Genomic DNA, 19971 nt, shown 5'->3' on the forward strand with positions numbered 1-19971 from the left:
GTGGGATCAATGATTTTGGGTTGGCCAATTGATAAAGTAGAAAAAGTTGTTTTAGATGCCTGACGTTAGCTAAATTGCCACGATGGCACCGGGATCAGAATTAAACATTTGTAATTCGGGATCGCGTGTTTTAACAAGATCACCTAAAAAGCTGGGCAAAATCGATCATGTTTAGTAACCAGTTACGTTATAATAAATAATAATAAGCAAAGTTAAAATTAAAGTTAAAAGTTGAATATAAATTTATTTTGCTTGGAGAGACAGTAAATGGCTTCCTATGGTTCTTACGAATGGTGGACTGAGATAATTGAACTAAATACACTTAAGAACCTTGTGGACAGATTTGCTGCAGCAATGAATGTAGGTGCCGTGATAGCGACGACAGATGGCACCGCCTTAACTATACCAAGCAATTTTTGCGCTTTTTGCCGCAGACTTCGTTCTCACCCGGAAGGTAAATGTGGGTGCGAGAAAAGCGATGCATGGGGAGGGGAACATGCCTTAGATGTCGATGGGCCGTTAGTTTATAGATGTCATTGCGGATTGATAGATATGGCAAGCCCGTTGATCATTGAAGGAAGATTTGTTGGCACTTTACTGTGCGGTCAGGTTTTGCTTAGACCATACACAGAAGAGGAAGTTAGAAAAGAGTTAGTTCCCCTTTGGCCCTGTAGCGCAAATGAGGTTGATGATTGGGTTCGCGACTTTTTATCCTTGCCGATCGTAGATGAGACTACTCTCCTTAATGCCATGAATCTTTTAAATGTGATGGCATCGCATATAGTAGAACTCTGCGAACGCCACCTAATTGAAAGCAAATTATTGCACAAGACGATGGAGTTAGTGAAGGCACAACGCGACAAGGAAGTGCTTGAGAGAAGCTTAAAGATGGCACAACTTAAAGCCCTTCAGAATCAGCTCAATCCGCATTTTATGTTCAATACTTTAAACATCATGTCGCGTTTGGCCATGTTTGAGGGTGCGCCGCAAACGCAAGAACTTACCATTCAATTCGCTGAATATCTTAGATATATTCTTAGAAGGCAATCGTCTGACGAGCTGGTTTATTTAAGCAGTGAACTTGAGTGTCTTAAGCAGTATTTAGCAATTCAAAAAGTCAGATTTAGCGATCGATTTTCTTATGTTTTGGATGTAGAGTCAGCAGCTTTGTCGTGCAAGATTCCTTTTCTAATACTCCAACCGCTGATAGAAAATGCGGTTGTACATGGCATAGAACCATCGTTACGCCCAGGTGTTGTGCTCGTAAAAGGAAGAGTAAGGGCGGGGAAATTAGAAATCAATGTAGAAGATAATGGTGTTGGTTGCTCTTTAAAGAAAATCAAAGAAGGCGTTGGAATTTCTCATGTAAAAGAAAGACTGAAGCTGCATTACGGCAGCGATGCTTCATTTGATATTTGGAGCGAGCCCAATGTAGGCACAAAAGTAAGTATATGTATGCCTTCTATGGGGGATTGAAATTGGTGTCCAGAAGAGTACTCGTAGTGGAGGACGAACCGTTAGAAAGAAAAGCATTGGTGGAAATGCTTAAGTCTTACCCTTTGCTTCTCGAGCTTGACGAAGCATCAAATATCCCTGATTTTGAAAGAAAGGCCCGACAATGGGACCCCGACGTTGTTTTATTGGATCTGAAGATTCCCGGGGGTAGTAGCCTCGACTCCTTAAGTAGATTGCGAAGTGAAGGTTTTCATGGAAAAGTTATAATCGTGACAGCTTATGATGTCTTTGAGTATGCGCAACAAGCGGTTGGACTCAATGTAACTGCCTTTTTAGTAAAGCCCATCAAAGATTGGGCGCTTTACGAGGCCATGAGCAAGGCAATAGAAGAAATTAAAGAGGCTGACAAAGCATCGCAGCAGCTCTTGAGATTAAAGAGATTTATTTTAGAAAATAAGAGCTTCGTGGCTTCTGTGATGATACAAGGAATAGTGCGTGGAGAGGAAATTACAGAAGGGCTTAAAAATGTTGCCAAAGAAGTGGGATTTCTTCCAGCAGAAGGCATGCATATCTTTGGAATCATCGCGTTGAGTGGTTCTGACGCTGAAGAAACTCAATGGCCACAATTGATGCTTTGGGGAGAGTTGCAGAAGATATTAGATGATTCAGCCTTCCTGGTGCCATGGCAGCATTACATTATGCTACTATTCTTTAATAGTCCCATAAAAAATCCGGAGGATATAGCTTCTAAAGTTTTCGATGTCACTCTACAAAACAATATGCATTGCAATGTAGTTTATATGGGCAAGATCAAGGGATTGGACGAAATTTATGAAGTTCTTCCTTCTTTGGAGGAAATATTAGAGGAAAGTATACTTGAGGGTTTTGGAAATTTTATTTTTGGACAACCACAATCGCGGGTTAGAAACATAGAAATAAGCGAAGAACATCTCGATTTTAACAAGCCCTTTTCTATGATTTTAGAGGGAATGAGAAGCGGACAGTTACAACTATTAAATGAGGGAACCAACAAGTTATTTGCTCTCTTGTCTCAGCATGACGTTGCACTTGATATTGGGATCGTAAGGTTATTATTCGGAGGATATACTGGACAAATATGTCAATTGCTTTTAGATCTTAAGTGCGATCAAGAGGCTATTAAAACATGGGCAAGAAGGCAGGTCAGAGACATGATGATCCCGGTTAGATCGCTTTCTGACCTTAAAAATATGTTTTTTATATCTCTTGAAGAGGCATGGAAAGTCAGGCAAAGCATGAAAGATCCAGAGATTGCTTTGATACAGCAAGCTCTTGCGTTTATCGATGATAATTTAGAAGAAGCAAATTTAACTAAAGTATCGGAGCATGTTTACGTCAGCCCAAGCCATTTAAGTCGGATGTTTGGCAAGGTGTTAAATAAAAGATTTGTCGATGTAATCAAGGAAAAGCGCATTGAGCGTGCTAAGAAGTTTCTGGCCATGGGGTACAATGTTACGGAGACAGCTACATCTGTAGGATATGGTAACATAACCTACTTTAGTTCTCTTTTTAAGGAAATGGTCGGCTGTTCCCCCAGTGAATATAAGAAATCTTCTCTATCCAAGCGATGACCACTTGTGAAAAATGCTATGGGGCAATAATGCGATAACATAGAACATAAATTTTCTTCCTCGCTCGGTGTATTGATATTTATTATTATTTGAACAAGAAAACAAAGATTTAGTAAAAAGACCTGAGAGAGTGCTCTTAGGTCTTTTTATGTATGCATCGATAAAAGTAATTGAGCAAAATAGTGCTGTTCTCTTTAAATGCAATTTCATCAGTTTTTTGATTTACTATGTGTTACACATAGGAGGTGCCTTAGTGGACGGCGGCGATCGTTTAAGGGTGATACAGGAATACGTTCCTGGTAAGCAGGTGACTCTTGCCCATATAATAAGAAATCCCAAAGATGATCTGTGCAATAAGGTGGGCATTCATAAAGCCGGAGCAATAGGAATAATGACGATTACTCCGGGAGAGGGTGCCATTATAGCCGCTGATGTTGCGAGCAAATCTTCCACGGTAAACGTTGATTTTGTAGATAGATTCACAGGCTGTGTTATCGTTACCGGCGAGGTGGCTTCCGTAGAAAATGCTCTGCGCGCAGCCGTGATTTCATTAAAGGACGTCCTCGGGTTTTTCCCAGCGGAAATTACTTACACATGATGCGCATTATGGTTATAGGACCCTCAGGGTCTGGTAAAACTACATTGCTGCATAAACTGGGACTCACTGAAGATAATGATGTCGTTCGGAAAACCCCCTCTTTACGATTCTTTGAAAGAGCCATAGATACACCAGGTGAATTTTTTGATTTACCTCGTTTTTATCACGTATTGATAACTAGTTCTTCTCGGTGTGCCATCACTTTGCTTCTAGTTGACCCAACAAATTTAAAACAGTTTCCGTCTCGGTTTGTAAGGGCTATTCGATCAATAGTTATAGGAGTGATCAACAAGGCGGATCTGGCAAAGGAAGATCAAATAGAAGTTGCGAGAAAAATATTATATGAAGCGGGCGTTATGGAGGTGGTTTGTGTTTCTGCTTTGACCGGAGAGGGACTAACGACACTGAAATACAAAATTGGTCAATTTATTAAGTTATCGGGAGGTGTGTAAGGCCATGAACGGAGAAGCATTGGGAATGATTGAAACGAAAGGGCTGGTGGGAGCTATAGAGGCAGCCGATGCGATGGTGAAAGCGGCGAATGTTAGGCTCATAGGCTACGAAAAGATCGGTTCCGGCCTTGTGACGGTGATGGTTCGTGGCGATGTAGGGGCAGTCAAAGCTGCCGTCGATGCTGGTGCAGCCTCAGCAAAACGTGTAGGAGAGATCGTGTCTGTTCACGTAATTCCCAGGCCCCACAGTGATACCGAGAAGCTGCTTCCTAAGCTAGGATAGCGGCGCCCTTGTTCGGGAGGTGTGATTGATGGATCAAGAGATCATGCAAAAAGTAATGGATGAGGTGATGAAGCGCATCGGGGGCGGAAGCGTTATTTCCCCTGAAAAGGCTTCTGATCAAAAGGAAGTTCCTACCGCTAGCGTGCAAAACCTGGTCGGTGTCACCGAATATGTTGGTATTTCCGAGGGAGACACCATTGGATTAGTAGTAGCTAACGTTGAGCCGATGCTTCACGAAAAATTGGGCATAGATAAAAAATTCAGATCTGTGGGTATTTTTTCGGGCAGAACTGGAGCCGGACCTCAAATAATGGCAGCTGACGAAGCCGTTAAGGCGACCAACACGGAGATAGTCGTCATTGAATTGCCCAGGGACACTAAAGGCGGAGCCGGTCATGGATCGTTGATAATTTTTGGCGCAGAAGACGTGTCAGATGCCAGAAGAGCCATAGAAGTAGCTTTAAAAGATTTGCGGCGCACTTTTGGCGATGTTTATGCAAACGATGCCGGTCATTTAGAGTTTCAATATACGGCTCGAGCCAGTTATGCCTGTAATAAAGCCTTTAATGCACCAATAGGTAGAGCTTTTGGTCTAATCGTAGGTGCACCGGCGGGCATTGGTTTCGTGATGAGCGATACAGCACTCAAAGCTGCTGAAGTCGAGCTAATAGATTATATGTCTCCCACGAAAGGGTTATCTCTCACGAATGAAGTGGTCATAACTTTCACGGGCGATTCCGGTGCAGTTCGTCAGGCCCTAATAGCCGCTAGAAGTATAGGCAAAAAGCTCCTGGGTGCTATGGGCGCAGAACCCGAGTCGGCTACGACTCCTTACATTTAGGGGTCACCGAGTGTAAAGGGGGCGTAAAAATTGGTTGAAAAGAAAAGCAAAAGGTTCGAAGTGCTAAACAACAGACCAGTCCATAAAGACGGATTCATTGGCGAATGGGTAGATGTAGGACTTTATGCTATGGGAAGTCCTAATGATCCGACCCCGTCCATAAAGATCGAGAATGGCAAGATAGCGGAGATGGATGGGAAGAAGCGCCAAGACTTCGATATGATCGAGCAATTCATAGCGAATTATGCCATTGACATTGCGATGGCTCCTCAAGCCATGGCAAAAAGCGAGATTGAATTAGCGAAAATGTTGGTTGATCCCAACGTTTCCAGGGATGAAGTTACCAGGGTGTTTCAGGGTTTGACGCCAGCTAAAATAAGCAGGGTTATGGATTGTCTAAACATAGTTGAAATAATGATGGGTATTTCTAAGATGCGATCTCGTAAAACTCCTGCAAATCAAGCTCACATAACTAGCGCAAAGGACCACCCCGTACAACTTGCCGCGGATGCAGCTGAAGGAGCGTTAAGGGGTTTCGTGGAACTTGAGACTACAGTGGGTGTTAACCGTTATGCTCCTTTGAACGCTTTGTCTTTGCTCATAGGATCTCAGGCCGGTAGGCCGGGAGTGCTTACTCAATGTGCTCTCGAAGAGGCCTTTGAGCTTCAGATTGGGATGAGAGGTCTCACGAGCTATGCAGAAACGGTCTCGGTATACGGTACCGAAAGCGTGTTTATCGATGGCGACGACACGCCCTGGTCAAAGGCATTTCTTGCATCCGCCTACGCAAGCAGGGGATTAAAAATGCGTTTTACGAGCGGCACAGGTGCGGAAGTGCAAATGGGAGCCGCTGAGGGTAAGAGCATGCTCTATCTAGAAGCTCGGTGTGTCATGATAACCAAAGGTGCCGGTGTGCAGGGCCTTCAAAACGGCTCTATCTCTTGTATAGGCGTTCCTGGTGCTGTCCCCAGCGGCTTGAGGGCAGTTGCGGCAGAAAACCTCATCACGGTGACGCTTGATATGGAAGTTGCCTCCGGTAATGACCAGACCTTTTCCCATTCCGATTTAAGGCGAACCGCGCGTACGATACCTCAGCTCTTTCCCGGTACAGATTTAATTTTTTCCGGTTACTCCGGCGTTCCAAATTACGACAACATGTTTGCCGGATCCAACTGGGATATCGAGGACATGGACGATTATCTCGCAATTCAGCGTGACTTTAAGGTTGATGGCGGTTGTAGACCTGTCTCCGAAGAGGATGTAGTTGCAGTGCGCAATAAGGCGGCAAGAGCTCTTCAGGCTGTGTATGACTCATTGGGATTTCCGCCCATAACTGATGCTGAAATTGAAGCTGCAACTTATTCTCACGGAAGCAAAGATTTGCCCGACAGAAATGTGACTGAGGATCTAAGGGCTGCCGAGAGACTTTTAAGCGAGGGCATAAATGGCATTGACATAGTTAAAATCCTTGCGCAAAGGGGTTTCAGGGACATAGCTGAAGCCATAGTAATGATGATGCGTCAGAGGGTTTCCGGGGATTATCTGCAGACTTCAGCATGGATCGATCGTGACGGTACTGTTTACAGCGCCGTTAACGACCCCAACGATTATCAAGGCCCTGGGACCGGATATAGGATCTCTGAAGAGCGTTGGCAAGAAATAAAGGAAATTCCTTGGGCGATTAGACCTGAGGATGTGTGAGGAGGGGAAGGCAATGCAGGTCAATGAGGAATTAATCAAAAAGGTGATCGCAGAGGTTTTGCAGGAAGTTTTAGGAGAGCAAGCGAAGATGCCTTCCCCAAGCGCGACGCAACTTCTGCCAAGGGGAGGGAAGATGACTTTAGTTGAAGTAGGTGTAGCTAAAAGAGGCACAGATCCCAAGGAAGTGGCCGTTGCTGTACCTCCGGGTTTCGGAACGGCCTTTACCGAAACCATAATAGGAGTTCCTCACAGCGAGGTATTACGTCAAGTATTTGCCGGGATTGAAGAAGAAGGTTTAAAACCGCGATTAGTCCGCGTATATCACACTGCAGATGTGGGATTCATTGCTCATCAGGCAGCTAAGCTGTCCGGGTCGGGCATTGGCATCGGTATATTGTCGAGAGGTACTACAGTCATCCATCAACGTGACCTCAATCCCCTAAATAATTTGGAACTATTCCCTCAAGCCCCTCTTCTCGACCCCGAGGTGTACCGGGCAATTGGACGCAATGCAGCTAAATATGCTAAAGGAGAACGTCCGACGCCGGTGCCTACCAGAAACGACCCCATGGCTCGTCCTCGCTATCAGGGAATCGCTGCACTCCTTCACAATAAAGAAGCGAGTTATTTGGATCGCTCCAAGCCACCTATGGAGCTTGAAGTTCGTTTTGAATAAAAGGGGGCGTTGAAATTGGCTGAAAAGTTTAACGAAGAAATGTTAGCTGAACTGGTAAGGCAAGTCTTAAAAGAGATGAGCAGTCAAGAAAGTGAGAAAAAAACTGGAGCGCCTTACAAAGTGCAGGTTGAAGAATGTCAGGGGCTTACAGTTGAAGATTATCCCTTAGGCACTAAAAGGCCTGACATAATAAAAAGCCCAAGAGGTAACGCCTTTAATGATCTTACCTTGGATGCTGTCTTGCAAGGAAAGGCGACATTTGAAGATTTTCGAATAGCGGCTGATGCTTTGTTAATGCAGGCTCAAATAGCCGAGGCTGCCGGAAGAAGTCAAATAGCAACCAATCTGAAGAGAGCTGCTGAATTGACGAAGGTCCCTGACGAAAGGATTTTGGAGATATACAATGCCATGAGACCTCATCGCTCAACGAAAGAAGAACTTCTTGCCATAGCAGATGAGCTTGAAAACAAACATGGAGCGACGACGTGTGCAACTTTTGTCAGGGAAGCGGTCTCCGTATATGAACGTCGAAAACTTTTCCGAGGGGATGTTCCCGAATAGTAATAGTTGCGAAAAGGGGGGGCTAAGGTGCCTACAATTGCCGGAATTGACATAGGAAACGCTACTACTGAAGTGGCCCTGGCACGAGTGAATGAGAACTCGGTGGAATTCATCTCTTCTTCCATTGCTTATACTACAGGCATAAAGGGGACTTTGCAAAACGTTGCCGGTGTCCGTAGGGCATTGTCCCTTGCTTTGGAGAAGGCTGGATGGTCGCGTGATGATTTTAAAAAGGTAGATTTCATTTGCTTGAACCGAGCAGCCCCTGTGATAGGCGATGTAGCAATGGAAACCATTACAGAGACAGTAATTACCGAGTCTACCATGATAGGGCACAACCCCTCTACTCCCGGCGGAGTTGGAGTTGGAGTTGGTGAGACGGTATCGATTTTTGACCTGGATATGACTAAGCCCGGGCATCCTGTAGTGGTTGTCATCCCGGGCAGCGTAAATTTTGAAGAAGCTGCGGAAAAGATCAACGATGCCTTGTCTAAAGGCATAGATGTCAGAGGGGCCATATGCCAATCGGACGACGGGGTATTGATAGTAAATAGGTTAAATAAGGTAATTCCGATAGTCGATGAAGTCAAAGCCATCGATCGCGTTCCTCTGGGTATGCAATGTTGCGTGGAAGTGGCACCACCCGGAAGGTCTGTGGAGTTGCTTTCTAATCCTTATGATATCGCCACAATTTTTGATTTATCAGCCGATGAAACTCGTCAGATAGTCCCCGTTGCCAAGGCTCTTATAGGGAATAGATCTGCAGTCGTCATACGGACACCCTTAGGCGAAGTCAAGGAAAGGCGGATTCCTGCCGGTGAATTGTATATCATTGGACCAACTGGCAAAAGGACCATTAACATCGACGATGGAGCTAAGGCAATAATGGAGGTAGCGGAATCTAACTGGCCCATCCAAGATATTTTTGGGCAACCGGGGACAAACGTGGGCGGAATGATGGAAAGAGTTCGCAAGACTATGTCGGAACTGACAGGGCTTCCTTTGGGGGAAATTCACATTAAAGACTTACTGGCAGTTGATACCATGGTTCCCCAACGCGTTGTTGGCGGTCTGGCCGAAGAGTTTGCTATGGAAACGGGTGTAGCCCTGGCTGTGATGGTGGAAGCCCAAGAACTCCCCATGCAAAAACTTGCTTCTGCCATAGAGTCCGACATAGGAGTTAAGGTGGAAATTGGTGGCGTTGAAGCTGAGATGGCTATAAGTGGAGCTTTAACTACACCTGGGACAAGTACTCCATTAGCCGTCTTAGATTTAGGTGCAGGCAGTACGGATGCATCTTTGATGCGACCTAACGGCCAAGTAGAGCTCATTCATTTAGCAGGAGCAGGAAATATGATAGACACCATCATAGCAAGCGAGCTTGGGATTGACGACATGGAGTTGGTGGAAAACATAAAAGTACATCCCCTTTGTAAGGTAGAAAGTGTATTTCACGTTAGACTCGAAGACGGGACTGTAAGATTTTTTGATAAACCCCTGGCTCCAGAGCTGTTTGGCAGGGTAGCTCTGATGGTAAATGATAATTTTTTGAGTCCCCTTTTGCTTGATTTTTCTATTGAAAGAATTAGGAATGTGAGAAGAAAGGCAAAAAGAGAAGTCTTCGTAACTAATGCGCTAAGGGCATTGAAGCGCGTTGCTCCAGCACAAAATATTCGCTTGATCGATTTTGTAGTTTTGGTCGGTGGATCTGCTCTTGATTTTGAAATTCCAAACATGATAACAGAGGAATTAGCAAAATACTCAGTTGTTGCTGGTAGGGGAAATATAAGAGGAAGTTTGGGTCCGCGTAACGCTGTAGCTACAGGACTTGTCTTGTCGAGTGTTGGGAGGAAAATTTTATGACTTGGTGTGGAAAAGTAGGCGAAATAAGTGAGGAACGGCCCACTATCTTATTGCTGCTTCCTGATCCTTTGAAAGACAAGGTCCATGAAGTGGGAATTGGCGCAGAAGAAGAAGGGGTGCCAATAGCATGGGATATCCTGGATAGTGATGCAAAGACCCTTGCTTGGGAGGCTGCAAACAGATCGCGTCTGCGGGTGGGAATAGGCATTTCTCCCAATGAATGTGCGCTTACGTTAGCCAATCTGGATCCAGAGGAGCCACTAATTTTCATGGAGGATAGTAGTGTTCCACTTCGTTGGCTAGGGCAAGCCGCAGCAAGGTTGGTAAAGGGTCTTCCTCTCCCTCCAACAAACGGTGAGAGAGTCCTTGTGGAAGATGATTTAGATGAAGGGAAAATTGCTGAGGTAGTTACCAGGATATTGCAACAAATGGGTTTGACTTAGGAAAGGGGGATTCCCAGTGTGCAAAATATAAAAATGGCCTTGGGGTTCATAGAGACAATAGGCTTAGTGGCCGCTATTACTGCTGCGGATGCAGCTTTGAAAGCCGCGCATGTTACTTTAATAGGACGCGAAAACTCGCGTGGTGGCATGATCACAATTAAGATAGCGGGTAATGTAAGTGCAGTGAAAGCTGCGCTCTCTGCCGCCAAGGCCGCTTCTGAAAGGGTAAATCGAGTTTGGTCTATTGATGTGATTCCTAGACCTGGACGCGGCGTTGGTGAAATGTTGGCATATAACCAAGCTACGTTAGGATCTAAAGAATGGCTAAATTTGATCTCACCTCCTGTGACTCCAGAAAGAGAGGAACCAGTTAGCGACGATACAGAAACAGTTGCTTTCGAGGAAGCTCGGGACGAACCAAAGGAAGAGACAAGCGTTGATGCTGACGTTAAGCCTAAAGACTTAAAAGAGGACAAGGAGGCTAAAGGTGACAAAGGCAAGGGAAAAAATCAAGTAAGTGGAAAAAAGACCACAAGAAAGAAGACTAAAAAAATGCCCGAAAAGCACAATCAAGATGTTATTGAAAGAGAGGGAGGTAAGGTAAATGGCTCAGGAAGCCCTGGGAATGATTGAAACGAGAGGGCTCATTGGTGCGATAGAGGCTGCAGATGCAATGGTCAAGGCAGCAAATGTCCGTTTGGCGGGACAGCGGTTTTCAGGAGCTGGTCTTGTGACAGTGATGGTTCGCGGTGATGTGGGGGCGGTTAAGGCCGCTGTTGACGCCGGAGTGGCAGCAGCTTCTCGGGTTGGCGAGGTTATATCGTCCCACGTCATACCTAGGCCACATACCGATACAGAAAGCATTTTACCCGGAGAAGGTGCTCGGAAAACTGAACCGCTTGATGTGCAAGCCGATTGACTAGCTCATTAGGGGGAAATGACCATGGTGAATGAGGCCTTGATAAACGAGGTTGTTCGCCGCTTGTTGGATAAACTTAACTCAAACGCAAAAGACCCGGCGCTTGTAGTAGCGGGCGTCAGTAACCGTCATCTTCATCTCACTGCCGTCGACGTAGAGACCTTGTTTGGCAAAGGTTATACTTTGACCAAAGTTAGAGATCTTCGTCAACCAGGCCAATATGCTTGCAAGGAGACAGTTACTTTAGTTGCTGCAAGCGGTGTGCTGGAAAACGTTCGGATTCTTGGCCCGCTTAGAAAAAACACACAGGTAGAAATGGCAATGTCAGATGCAAGAAAGCTACATATCGATATTCCACTCCTCAAAAGTGGATCAAGCCAGACTTGTCCTCCCATTGTAGTTTTGGGTCCGAAAGGACATATTGTTTTAACGAAGGGAGTCGGTATGGCATGGCGCCACTTACATTTTTCTCCAGCAGAGGCTGAAGTTTTAGGCTTGAAAGACAACCAAGAGGTTGACGTGAAAGTTTATGGAGATCGAGGCCTCATATTCAAACGAGTATGGGTAAGGGTTGGTCCGGAATTTATAAGCGAATTCCATGTCGATATAGACGAAGCAAACGCCTGTGGCCTACAAACGGGCGATTACGTGAGGATTTTGATATGACTGTCGATGCCCACGATGTCATCATAGACGGCATTATCAGTGCGGAAACGTATGAAAAACTTGCAACCGTTAATAAGGCTTTAAATTGCGATGAGCCTCTTTCGGAGTGGGAAGAACTTTATCTGGGCTTTGATCTTGGTACCACGAACCTAAAGTTGGTCGCTTTTAACGAGGCAGGACAACCGGTTAACGCAGTGCTCTTTGATTCTCGTTCCTCACTGCGCGACGGCGTTATAGTAGATTACATAGCTGCTATAGAAGGAATGCGAAAGTGTCTTAGAACATTGAAGAAGCGCTTAGGCTGCAACGATATTACAGCAGTAGGTGCTGCAGCTTATCCCCCAGGGATATCCCAGAGGACTGCTCAAGTGTGTGCTAATGTCGTTGAAGCCTTAGGCCTCCCCTGCATGGGACTTTACGAAGAGCCCGTGGTTGCGGCGACTGCGTTGGGGATGCAAAATGGGGCAATAATAGATATAGGAGGGGGCACTACAGGCATCGCGGTGCTCCAGGATGGAGAAGTCGTATATTCTGCCGATGAGCCCACAGGAGGTACCCATGTAACCTTAGTCCTCGCAGGAGCCTTAGGTATATCTTTTGATGAAGCTGAAAAGTTGAAGCGTAATAGTACCGCTCATAAAAAAATATTTAATATAACTCGCCCCGTGTTTGAGAAAATGGGCGTCATAGCAAGGGATCATCTTGCTAAAAGTGGCTTCCTGGAAAAAGAACGTGTAATTGTGGTCGGCGGGGGAGCTAATATTGAAGGTGCCTCCGAAGTCATTTCTCAGGTGTTAGAGACTAAAGCAATTTTAGCTCCCTTCTCATTGATTGTTACATCGGTGGGTATAGCTGAATGTCTATGGAGGCGTTGTCATGGAGGTCACAATAAATAGTTTATGCGAAATTGTCTTAAAAAGACTTTCTATGCCACGAGTGGGAATGGTGTGGTCATCGCCACCCACGCTTCAATGGAAACCACGCGGGGAAATAACGTTGGTACATTATCTGCCCAATCATTTTCGTGAAACTTTTGAGTTTGAAAACAACCCATCTTATCTTATCGAATCCATAACAAATCCTAGACGTGAAGCCAAAACTTTATCGGCTTTGGTAGTTCCAATGGCCTCCTTACAATTGATTTCAGAGCTCTGTTTAGGCTTTCCTTTCTCTCCCGCCGGATCGCTCATTTATGGCTGCCTCGATGAGCAACTTCCGGTGATCATTGACGATAGCAACTTAAGATGTGGTTTTGGATTGAGGAACTGCATGGCACACTTGCAAGCGCTCGATAAAATTTCATCGAGACTTTGCGATTTGGGATTCGTAATGGTTTTAAAGGACAATCTATCGTCAGGCATTTCACATAACGTCATGGAAATCTGTGAAAAAGGTTGGATAAGTTGGTGTGAATTAGCAGGTCGTCTTTCCGGCGTCAATGCGATCGTCTTAAAAGGGGGAGCCCGTTTGACCGACGAAGCAAAAGATAGATTGAGATCGTTGAGAATTAGGATAGAGGAGGACATGTGATCATGGCCCTTCAGTGGGAACTCATAATTGCGCCATCCACTTCTTGTAAAAGAATTTTAAAGAATCGAATTCGCAGAGGCATCTTCAGGGAAGAAGATGAAGAATTGCTTAATAACGTCAAATGGGGGGCTGTGTTAATACTGCAGGGAATGGTAGCGCAAACGATAGCTGCCGTAGATATTGCCACCGATATTGCCTCCGTAGAAGCCTTTGAAGTCATGGGCAATTGTCCCCAGCACATGCCTGCAGTTGCTATCATCGGAACCGTTGCCGAAGTAGAAAGAGCTTTGGAAGCTTTGAAGGGTGGGGGTAAATTGCAATGAAGCTCGGCAAAGTGATAGGACAAGTTGTTTCGACCAGGAAAGATGAGAGATTAGTAGGACATAAATTATTGTTAGTACAATTCCTTGAACCTGGAAAGGATGGCAGGTTGGTGTCTGCTCGTGGTGACGGTCGAGTAGAAGTCTCGGTTGACCTTGTGGGAGCTGGAGTCGGAGAAACAGTTCTTCTTTGTTCAGGCAGCTCAGCCAGGAATGCTACGGGTGTAACAGATGCTCCCATAGACTTCGCCATAGTTGGCATCGTTGATACGGCAGATGTGTTCTTAGACGAGTTAACATGAGAGGTTTAATAAAACGTCATGGCGAAAATATATACCAAAACGGGGGATTTGGGAAAAACATCTTTGTATGACGGTACCCGTGTCAGGAAAGATGACCCCAGGATCGCTTTAAATGGGACGTTAGATGAAGTAACTTGTGCTTTGGGAATTGCTCGTGCGAGAGCAACTCCAAAGGTTTCCAATTGGATTGAGCTACTTCAGGCAGAACTTATCGAAGTCATGGCTTACATAGCGCGTGGAAAGGCCAAAAGAGAAGTCATTTCACCTCTTGGCCTGGAGAAGCGAATAGATTTGCTTGTGAGCGAATATCCCTTTTATAGCGATTTCATCCTCCCCGGTGATGATGAGGTGAGCTCGGCACTTCATCTTGCAAGGGCCTTTGCCCGTAGGGCAGAAAGGGTAGGCCTGAAAGCTCTAGAGTCCAGTTTAATCGACAGGGAGATATACATATATTTGAATCGCCTTTCAGACTACATCTATGTTCTGGCCGTTTCAGCATATTGGGAAGGTGTTATAGCAAGAATTACCAAGAAGGTGGTGTTTGAAATGGATCAGAAAACAAATATAGGATCAAAATATTTAAATGCAGAAATAGCACGCAAGCTCATAGACGCGGGACGCAAAAAGGCCCAAGAAATTGGTGTTCCTATGGCCATGGCTGTTTGTGACGCTAACGGTTTTTTAATAGCCTTCGAAAGGATGGAGGGCGTTCTTCAGATAAGCTTGAGCCTTGCGCCCAAAAAGGCTTCTACTGCGATAAAGCTTAAAATGCCAACCGAGGTTTTGTCCCAGTTGGTGCAACCTGGAAAAGATTTATATGGGCTCCAAAATGATCCTGAATTGGTTGTGTTTGGTGGAGGATTATTACTCAAGAAAGATGAAGATATAGTAGGAGCAGTTGGAGTAAGCGGCGGATCAGTTGAGCAAGATATCACTGTAGCCGAAGCTATGGTAAAGATGTGGGAGAGTTGAGGGGGGAGTTCCATGAAGGCTATCGAGGTTGACGATCTCGTTAAAAAGATTGTAGCAAAAGTTGCTAAGGAACTTGCCCAGGAAGGAGAAAAATATCCTTCATCGGTAAAGGACATTGTTGAAATTACCTCTAAGGCCCAAAAAACTTGGCAGTGGGATTTCAATCTGGAAAGCCGAAGCAAAATTATCGCAGCCTTAAAGACGAAGCTCTTGCCCCATGCTGAGGAGTTGGCCCAGCTTGCCCGTGAAGATACCAATATGGGTTGCTTAGATGATAAAATACTAAAGAAAAAGCTTTCGATAATTAAGACGCCAGGTCCAGAATACTTCACGACTAGGGCAATATCGGGAGATAATGGCTTAGTTCTTGAAGAGCTCGCTCCTTTTGGAGTGATTGTGTCAATAACCCCTTCTACAAATCCGGTAGCTACCGTCATAAACAACACGATCTGCATGTTGTCCGGAGGAAATGGGGTGGTGTTTTCGCCTCATCCAGGCGCATTGCGGTGTACTTTCAAAACTATTGACCTTATACGAAGTATTTTGGCTCAAGAAGGCGCTCCCGCTGACGTGGTCTCAGTTTTAAGCGACGCCTCGTTGGACAGTTTGAAGGAGCTTATGTCCCACCCAGAAGTTAAGCTCGTTTCGGCTACAGGTGGGCCAGGTGTTGTTAAAGCTGCCCTTTCATCGGGGAAACCGGCTATTGGGGCGGGCCCGGGCAACCCTCCTGTATTGGTCGACGAGACGGCGCATCTCGAGAAGGCAGCCAAAGACGTGATTGCAGGGGCTTCCTTTGATAATAACCTTCCTTGTATTGCCGAAAAGGAATTAATTGCCGTAAATTGCATTGCCGATGAGCTGAAAGAATATATGTGTAAAAACGGAGCATTTGAATTAAAGGACCGAACGAAAATAGAAGCATTAGCAAACTTGGTATTGACCAAAGATCAAAAAATAAAAAAGGATATGGTCGGCAAGGATGCCTCTGTATATTTGGCCAGGTTAGGTATCACTCCTCCTCCAAACGTGCGTCTTATTTTGGTCGAATGCGACGAAAAACATCCCTTTGTTCAAGAAGAGCTTATGATGCCCATATTGGCGATGGTAAGGGTGGCAGATTTTAAAGAGGGATTGGCCATGGCAAAGCGCGTTGAACATGACTTTAGGCATTCCGCTGTTATTCACAGTACAAATATAGACAATATGAGTGACATGGCCAAGTTTATGGAGACATCTATATTCGTAAAAAATGCGCCCTCTTTCGCGGGTATAGGCATTAGAGGCGATTGTCCCACGTCATTTACCATAGGAACGACTACGGGTGATGGTCCGACTACACCGTTGTCCTTCTGTAGGGTCAGACGTTGTGTTCTTCATGGAGCATTTCGCATAGTTTAGACAGTGGATATGCCGAATGACTAAAGATGAATTAGTGGAGCTGGTAAGGGATGCCGGTGTTGTTGGAGCGGGGGGTGCAGGCTTCCCGACCCACGTCAAACTTCAAGCTCAAGATATAGACACTTACGTGATGAATGGCGCTGAATGTGAACCGCTACTTTATGTCGATCAGACGTTGATGCAAAACTGGGCTTCCTTTTTGATCTCGACTTCCGAGACCTTATCGTCGGTTTTGAGATGTAAAGTTTTGTTTGGCATTAAGCATAAACACGTTGAATCGCTAAATGCCATTCGCCAGGTTGGTGGGAATGTTTGTGTTTTGGGGGATTACTATCCTGCCGGAGATGAATTGATCTTGTTGCAAGAATGTACCGGCCGCATCGTTCCTGAAGGGGGATTGCCATTGCATGTGGGCGCCATCGTAAACAACATAGAGACATTATACAACATTGGCAGAGCCTTAGAAGGTAAACCAGTAACGCATAGTTTTGTTCAAGTAGGCGGAGCGGTTAAGGCTCCCGGCATATGGAGCGTTCCTGTAGGTGTCGAAGCTTCGGAAATGATCCAGGCGGCCGGAGGTATAAGCGTAAATGATCCAATATTTATCGATGGCGGTCCGATGATGGGGCAATACCACAGGGATGCCAATTTCCCAATTTCTAAGATGACCAAAGCTGTTTTAGTTTTGCCATCGAACTCCGTCCTTGCCAGGTATGAAAATATGCCTGTGAGCGTTATGCTAAGACAAGCTAGAGTTGCTTGTTGCCAATGTAATGAATGCACCTTGGTTTGTTCCCGCTATCTTATAGGTTACGATCTCCGTCCACATAAAATCATGCAGGCCATGGCTTATAAATTCATGAGGTTGCCCGACATAGTTCAATCGGCCATGTTGTGCTCTGAGTGTAATCTGTGTAGCGGTCTTTACGCATGCCCTATGCATCTTTCTCCTAGGCGCGTAAATCAAGTAATAAAGGACATCATGATCAAACAAGGCATAAAGCCACAATTTAATAAAAAAGAAATTCCACCACGACCTGAGAGACCCTTTAGATTGGTGCCCACGACGAGATTGACTTATCGCCTCGGCTTATCTGTATATGATCCACATCCGCCGTTTAACGGTGATTTTGTTGCACAAAAGGTTAGGATACCCTTAAAGCAACATGCAGGTGCTCCATCCGATCCCATTGTCTCTATAGGAGACCAAGTCCATGAGGGTGACTTGATTGCTGATGTTCCAGAAGGCGCCCTAGGTGCTCGCATTCACGCCTCAGTGAGTGGCTTTGTTGAGGAAATAACTTCAGAATATATTGCCATTAGAGCTTCAAATTTGTAGGAGATGGTTGTCATGGAAAGAGCTATAGGAACTTTTGAGCTTATTAGTGTGGCTAGGGGTGCAGCAACAGTGGACGCAATGCTTAAAGCCGCTAACGTCAAACTTTTTCATGCCTCACCGATATGTCCTGGAAAGTATTTGATAGTCGTATGGGGGCAAGTTGGTGCCGTCAAAAACGCCCTTAATGCTGGAAGACAGGTAGCAGGTGAAATGTTAACCGATGAGATGTTGCTTCCTAACGTTCACCCTTCCGTGTTCCCTGCCTTAGCATGTACAACTGAGGTAAGCGAGATGGGAGCCCTCGGTGTAGTTGAAGCCATGGCTGCACCTTGTATCATCGAAGCCGCAGATACAGCTGCTAAAGCGGCTAAAATTTTGCTGATTGAAATCCGATTGGGTAGAGGGATGGGAGCTAAATCCTTCTTCTCTATGGGAGGAGATATTTCAGAGGTAAAAACTGCCCTTACGGCTGCTAAAGAGCTGATTATTAATAAGGGTTTGCTTGTTGATATCTCATTTATACCCAATCCTCATCCCGATTTAAAAGGTGCAGTGTTATAGCATTTAAAAAATGATGTAAGACTGCTTCTATGTGCAGTTAGAAAATGATAAATATTTAATATATGAGACACAAGGGGTGAAATTTGATGACTAGAATAATGATTGCTCCTGGCAGGTATGTCCAAGGAGCGGGTGCAATGAACGAAGTGGGGAAACATGTCGCTTTGCTGGGCACGAAAGTGTTGGTGCTTGGAGGCAGGCGAGGACTCGATTCAGTTAGGGAAGAGATGAAGAAAAGTTTTTCCGAGCATGGAATAGAATATTTTGAGGAACATTTTGGGGGAGAGTGTTGTGATCAGGAAATTGACAGGCTGACAGAAATAGGACGTGAAAAAGGCGTCAATGTTCTCGTCGGCGTTGGTGGTGGCAAGGCGCTGGATACGGCCAAAGCTGTTGCTGAGTATTTAAAAGTCCCTGTAGCTACGATACCCACTATAGCTGCCACTGATGCACCTTGTAGCGCTCTGTCTGTAATTTACACCTCAGATGGCGTGTTCGAGAGATACTTTGTCCTTCCCAGCAATCCAAATTTAGTTTTAGTAGATACTGATATAATAGCCAAAGCCCCGACGAGATTGTTGGTTTCCGGCATGGGAGATGCTTTAGCGACTTGGTTTGAGGCGGAAGCATGTAGTTTTACGAAAGCCCCCAATATGCCTGGAGGCGAAGGTACATCTGCTGCTTTGGCTTTGGCAAAATTATGTTACGACCTTCTCCTCGAATATGGATTAGATGCCAAGATTGCTTGCGAAGCTCATGCTGTAACTCCTGCTTTGGAAAAGATCGTAGAGGCCAATACATTGCTATCGGGTTTGGGGTTCGAAAGTAGCGGGCTCGCTGCCGCTCACGCCGTACATGACGGCCTTACTGTATTGGAAGAAACGCATCAATTTTACCATGGAGAGAAAGTGTCATTTGGAACATTGACACAACTTGTCCTTCAGGACGCAGATCCGGATACTATATATGAAGTGCTTGATTTTGCGTGTTCCATTGGACTGCCGGTCACATTAAAACAATTGGGTCTTGCCGGTGCAAGCTTTGAAAAACTCCTGCCGGCGGCGGAAGCCGCTTGTGCAGAAGGAACAACCATGGCAAATATGCCTTTTAAAGTGACACCATCCATGGTAGTCAATGCTATGTTGGGTGCAGATGCCCTTGGCAGGGCTTTTTTAAAAAGCTAGAAATAATTTTTTGCGCTGGATAGTTTCTTAAAAGAGACTCTAAAGTCTGGATTAGCCGCTACGGATTGTCTTTTTGGTCCAAAATCTAGCATTGATGTTGCTAGTGGGGAAATTAAATGGATGGAGTTAAACGCGAGAATTTAGACATGCTTGATAAGTTTATAGCTGATCATGCCATAGATCAGATTTTCGAAAAATATAGAGACAACTGGCACGAACGAGACATGTTCTAGGTTAAGAAAAGCGTTTTTGGATATGGCAGGCGGGGGTTGTTTAGTTTTTTCAACAAACCCATCG

General features: G+C 45.2%; 23 protein-coding genes. All 23 read left to right on the forward strand.

Features of this window, described 5'->3' with window-relative positions:
• Positions 1 to 267 precede the first annotated feature (267 nt).
• A complete protein-coding gene (locus Q7P41_RS01200) occupies positions 268 to 1476 on the forward strand; it encodes a PocR ligand-binding domain-containing protein (protein ID WP_303881511.1) in 1209 nt (402 codons plus the stop codon).
• A gap of 5 nt (positions 1477 to 1481) precedes the next feature.
• Positions 1482 to 3065 (forward strand): helix-turn-helix domain-containing protein, encoded by a 1584-nt coding sequence (locus Q7P41_RS01205; RefSeq protein WP_303881514.1) that lies wholly within the window; start codon positions 1482 to 1484, stop codon positions 3063 to 3065.
• Between the two features lie 253 nt (positions 3066 to 3318).
• Positions 3319 to 3663, forward strand: coding sequence for a BMC domain-containing protein (locus Q7P41_RS01210; RefSeq protein WP_303881516.1), 345 nt, complete (start codon positions 3319 to 3321; stop codon positions 3661 to 3663).
• Positions 3660 to 4115: a EutP/PduV family microcompartment system protein gene (locus Q7P41_RS01215; RefSeq protein ID WP_303881518.1), complete on the forward strand. Its 456-nt coding sequence runs from the start codon at positions 3660 to 3662 to the stop codon at positions 4113 to 4115. The genes Q7P41_RS01210 and Q7P41_RS01215 overlap by 4 nt, the downstream gene beginning before the upstream one ends.
• Positions 4116 to 4119: 4 nt before the next feature.
• Complete coding sequence (locus tag Q7P41_RS01220; protein WP_009201841.1) at positions 4120 to 4398, forward strand: BMC domain-containing protein; 279 nt, start codon at positions 4120 to 4122, stop codon at positions 4396 to 4398.
• Positions 4399 to 4426: 28 nt separating this feature from the next.
• Positions 4427 to 5239 carry a propanediol utilization microcompartment protein PduB gene (gene pduB / locus Q7P41_RS01225; protein ID WP_303881525.1) on the forward strand — a complete coding sequence of 271 codons (813 nt, stop codon included), beginning with the start codon at positions 4427 to 4429 and terminating at the stop codon, positions 5237 to 5239.
• 30 nt (positions 5240 to 5269) lie between these two features.
• A complete protein-coding gene (locus Q7P41_RS01230) occupies positions 5270 to 6940 on the forward strand; it encodes a propanediol/glycerol family dehydratase large subunit (protein ID WP_303881527.1) in 1671 nt (556 codons plus the stop codon).
• A 13-nt stretch (positions 6941 to 6953) separates the two neighbouring features.
• Positions 6954 to 7616 carry a propanediol/glycerol family dehydratase medium subunit gene (locus Q7P41_RS01235; protein ID WP_303881528.1) on the forward strand — a complete coding sequence of 221 codons (663 nt, stop codon included), beginning with the start codon at positions 6954 to 6956 and terminating at the stop codon, positions 7614 to 7616.
• A 15-nt stretch (positions 7617 to 7631) separates the two neighbouring features.
• Positions 7632 to 8177 carry a diol dehydratase small subunit gene (locus Q7P41_RS01240; protein ID WP_303881531.1) on the forward strand — a complete coding sequence of 182 codons (546 nt, stop codon included), beginning with the start codon at positions 7632 to 7634 and terminating at the stop codon, positions 8175 to 8177.
• 27 nt (positions 8178 to 8204) lie between these two features.
• The gene (locus Q7P41_RS01245) at positions 8205 to 10040 is read left to right on the forward strand and encodes a diol dehydratase reactivase subunit alpha (RefSeq protein WP_303881533.1); all 1836 of its coding nucleotides are present in this window, start codon (positions 8205 to 8207) and stop codon (positions 10038 to 10040) included.
• Entirely contained in the window at positions 10037 to 10483 is a 447-nt protein-coding gene (locus tag Q7P41_RS01250; RefSeq protein WP_303881536.1) for a glycerol dehydratase reactivase beta/small subunit family protein, read from the forward strand. The genes Q7P41_RS01245 and Q7P41_RS01250 overlap by 4 nt, the downstream gene beginning before the upstream one ends.
• Before the next feature lie 18 nt (positions 10484 to 10501).
• Positions 10502 to 11116, forward strand: coding sequence for a BMC domain-containing protein (locus tag Q7P41_RS01255; RefSeq protein ID WP_303881539.1), 615 nt, complete (start codon positions 10502 to 10504; stop codon positions 11114 to 11116).
• Positions 11088 to 11402, forward strand: a complete 315-nt coding sequence (locus Q7P41_RS01260; RefSeq protein ID WP_303881541.1) for a BMC domain-containing protein — start codon at positions 11088 to 11090, stop codon at positions 11400 to 11402. The genes Q7P41_RS01255 and Q7P41_RS01260 overlap by 29 nt, the downstream gene beginning before the upstream one ends.
• Before the next feature lie 24 nt (positions 11403 to 11426).
• Positions 11427 to 12068 (forward strand): phosphate propanoyltransferase, encoded by a 642-nt coding sequence (gene pduL / locus Q7P41_RS01265; RefSeq protein ID WP_303881543.1) that lies wholly within the window; start codon positions 11427 to 11429, stop codon positions 12066 to 12068.
• Positions 12065 to 12964: an ethanolamine utilization protein EutJ gene (gene eutJ / locus Q7P41_RS01270; RefSeq protein WP_303881545.1), complete on the forward strand. Its 900-nt coding sequence runs from the start codon at positions 12065 to 12067 to the stop codon at positions 12962 to 12964. Before pduL ends, eutJ begins: the two co-directional genes overlap by 4 nt.
• A complete protein-coding gene (locus tag Q7P41_RS01275; protein WP_303881547.1) occupies positions 12945 to 13598 on the forward strand; it encodes a hypothetical protein in 654 nt (217 codons plus the stop codon). The genes eutJ and Q7P41_RS01275 overlap by 20 nt, the downstream gene beginning before the upstream one ends.
• Positions 13599 to 13600: 2 nt before the next feature.
• Entirely contained in the window at positions 13601 to 13921 is a 321-nt protein-coding gene (locus tag Q7P41_RS01280) for a hypothetical protein (RefSeq protein ID WP_303881549.1), read from the forward strand.
• Positions 13918 to 14220 carry a EutN/CcmL family microcompartment protein gene (locus Q7P41_RS01285; protein ID WP_303881550.1) on the forward strand — a complete coding sequence of 101 codons (303 nt, stop codon included), beginning with the start codon at positions 13918 to 13920 and terminating at the stop codon, positions 14218 to 14220. Before Q7P41_RS01280 ends, Q7P41_RS01285 begins: the two co-directional genes overlap by 4 nt.
• A gap of 18 nt (positions 14221 to 14238) precedes the next feature.
• Positions 14239 to 15192 (forward strand): cob(I)yrinic acid a,c-diamide adenosyltransferase, encoded by a 954-nt coding sequence (locus tag Q7P41_RS01290; protein WP_303881552.1) that lies wholly within the window; start codon positions 14239 to 14241, stop codon positions 15190 to 15192.
• A 12-nt stretch (positions 15193 to 15204) separates the two neighbouring features.
• Positions 15205 to 16590: an aldehyde dehydrogenase gene (locus tag Q7P41_RS01295; RefSeq protein WP_303881553.1), complete on the forward strand. Its 1386-nt coding sequence runs from the start codon at positions 15205 to 15207 to the stop codon at positions 16588 to 16590.
• Positions 16591 to 16606: 16 nt separating this feature from the next.
• Complete coding sequence (locus tag Q7P41_RS01300) at positions 16607 to 17929, forward strand: 4Fe-4S dicluster domain-containing protein (RefSeq protein WP_303881554.1); 1323 nt, start codon at positions 16607 to 16609, stop codon at positions 17927 to 17929.
• A 12-nt stretch (positions 17930 to 17941) separates the two neighbouring features.
• Positions 17942 to 18490, forward strand: coding sequence for a BMC domain-containing protein (locus Q7P41_RS01305; RefSeq protein WP_303881555.1), 549 nt, complete (start codon positions 17942 to 17944; stop codon positions 18488 to 18490).
• 86 nt (positions 18491 to 18576) lie between these two features.
• Positions 18577 to 19674: a glycerol dehydrogenase gene (locus Q7P41_RS01310; RefSeq protein ID WP_303881556.1), complete on the forward strand. Its 1098-nt coding sequence runs from the start codon at positions 18577 to 18579 to the stop codon at positions 19672 to 19674.
• Positions 19675 to 19971: the final 297 nt, after the last annotated feature.

This window comes from Acetomicrobium mobile, assembly GCF_937920065.1.

What these genes read in the sequence shown, in the direction of transcription:
- Q7P41_RS01200 (WP_303881511.1), top strand. Translation starts at nt 268, where the DNA reads ATGGCTTCCTATGGTTCTTACGAATGGTGGACTGAGATAATTGAACTA.
- Q7P41_RS01215 (WP_303881518.1), top strand. Translation starts at nt 3,660, where the DNA reads ATGATGCGCATTATGGTTATAGGACCCTCAGGGTCTGGTAAAACTACA.
- Q7P41_RS01220 (WP_009201841.1), top strand. Translation starts at nt 4,120, where the DNA reads ATGAACGGAGAAGCATTGGGAATGATTGAAACGAAAGGGCTGGTGGGA.
- pduB (WP_303881525.1), top strand. Translation starts at nt 4,427, where the DNA reads ATGGATCAAGAGATCATGCAAAAAGTAATGGATGAGGTGATGAAGCGC.
- Q7P41_RS01235 (WP_303881528.1), top strand. Translation starts at nt 6,954, where the DNA reads ATGCAGGTCAATGAGGAATTAATCAAAAAGGTGATCGCAGAGGTTTTG.
- Q7P41_RS01250 (WP_303881536.1), top strand. Translation starts at nt 10,037, where the DNA reads ATGACTTGGTGTGGAAAAGTAGGCGAAATAAGTGAGGAACGGCCCACT.
- Q7P41_RS01260 (WP_303881541.1), top strand. Translation starts at nt 11,088, where the DNA reads ATGGCTCAGGAAGCCCTGGGAATGATTGAAACGAGAGGGCTCATTGGT.
- pduL (WP_303881543.1), top strand. Translation starts at nt 11,427, where the DNA reads ATGGTGAATGAGGCCTTGATAAACGAGGTTGTTCGCCGCTTGTTGGAT.
- eutJ (WP_303881545.1), top strand. Translation starts at nt 12,065, where the DNA reads ATGACTGTCGATGCCCACGATGTCATCATAGACGGCATTATCAGTGCG.
- Q7P41_RS01275 (WP_303881547.1), top strand. Translation starts at nt 12,945, where the DNA reads ATGGAGGTCACAATAAATAGTTTATGCGAAATTGTCTTAAAAAGACTT.
- Q7P41_RS01280 (WP_303881549.1), top strand. Translation starts at nt 13,601, where the DNA reads ATGGCCCTTCAGTGGGAACTCATAATTGCGCCATCCACTTCTTGTAAA.
- Q7P41_RS01285 (WP_303881550.1), top strand. Translation starts at nt 13,918, where the DNA reads ATGAAGCTCGGCAAAGTGATAGGACAAGTTGTTTCGACCAGGAAAGAT.
- Q7P41_RS01290 (WP_303881552.1), top strand. Translation starts at nt 14,239, where the DNA reads ATGGCGAAAATATATACCAAAACGGGGGATTTGGGAAAAACATCTTTG.
- Q7P41_RS01295 (WP_303881553.1), top strand. Translation starts at nt 15,205, where the DNA reads ATGAAGGCTATCGAGGTTGACGATCTCGTTAAAAAGATTGTAGCAAAA.
- Q7P41_RS01300 (WP_303881554.1), top strand. Translation starts at nt 16,607, where the DNA reads ATGACTAAAGATGAATTAGTGGAGCTGGTAAGGGATGCCGGTGTTGTT.
- Q7P41_RS01305 (WP_303881555.1), top strand. Translation starts at nt 17,942, where the DNA reads ATGGAAAGAGCTATAGGAACTTTTGAGCTTATTAGTGTGGCTAGGGGT.
- Q7P41_RS01310 (WP_303881556.1), top strand. Translation starts at nt 18,577, where the DNA reads ATGACTAGAATAATGATTGCTCCTGGCAGGTATGTCCAAGGAGCGGGT.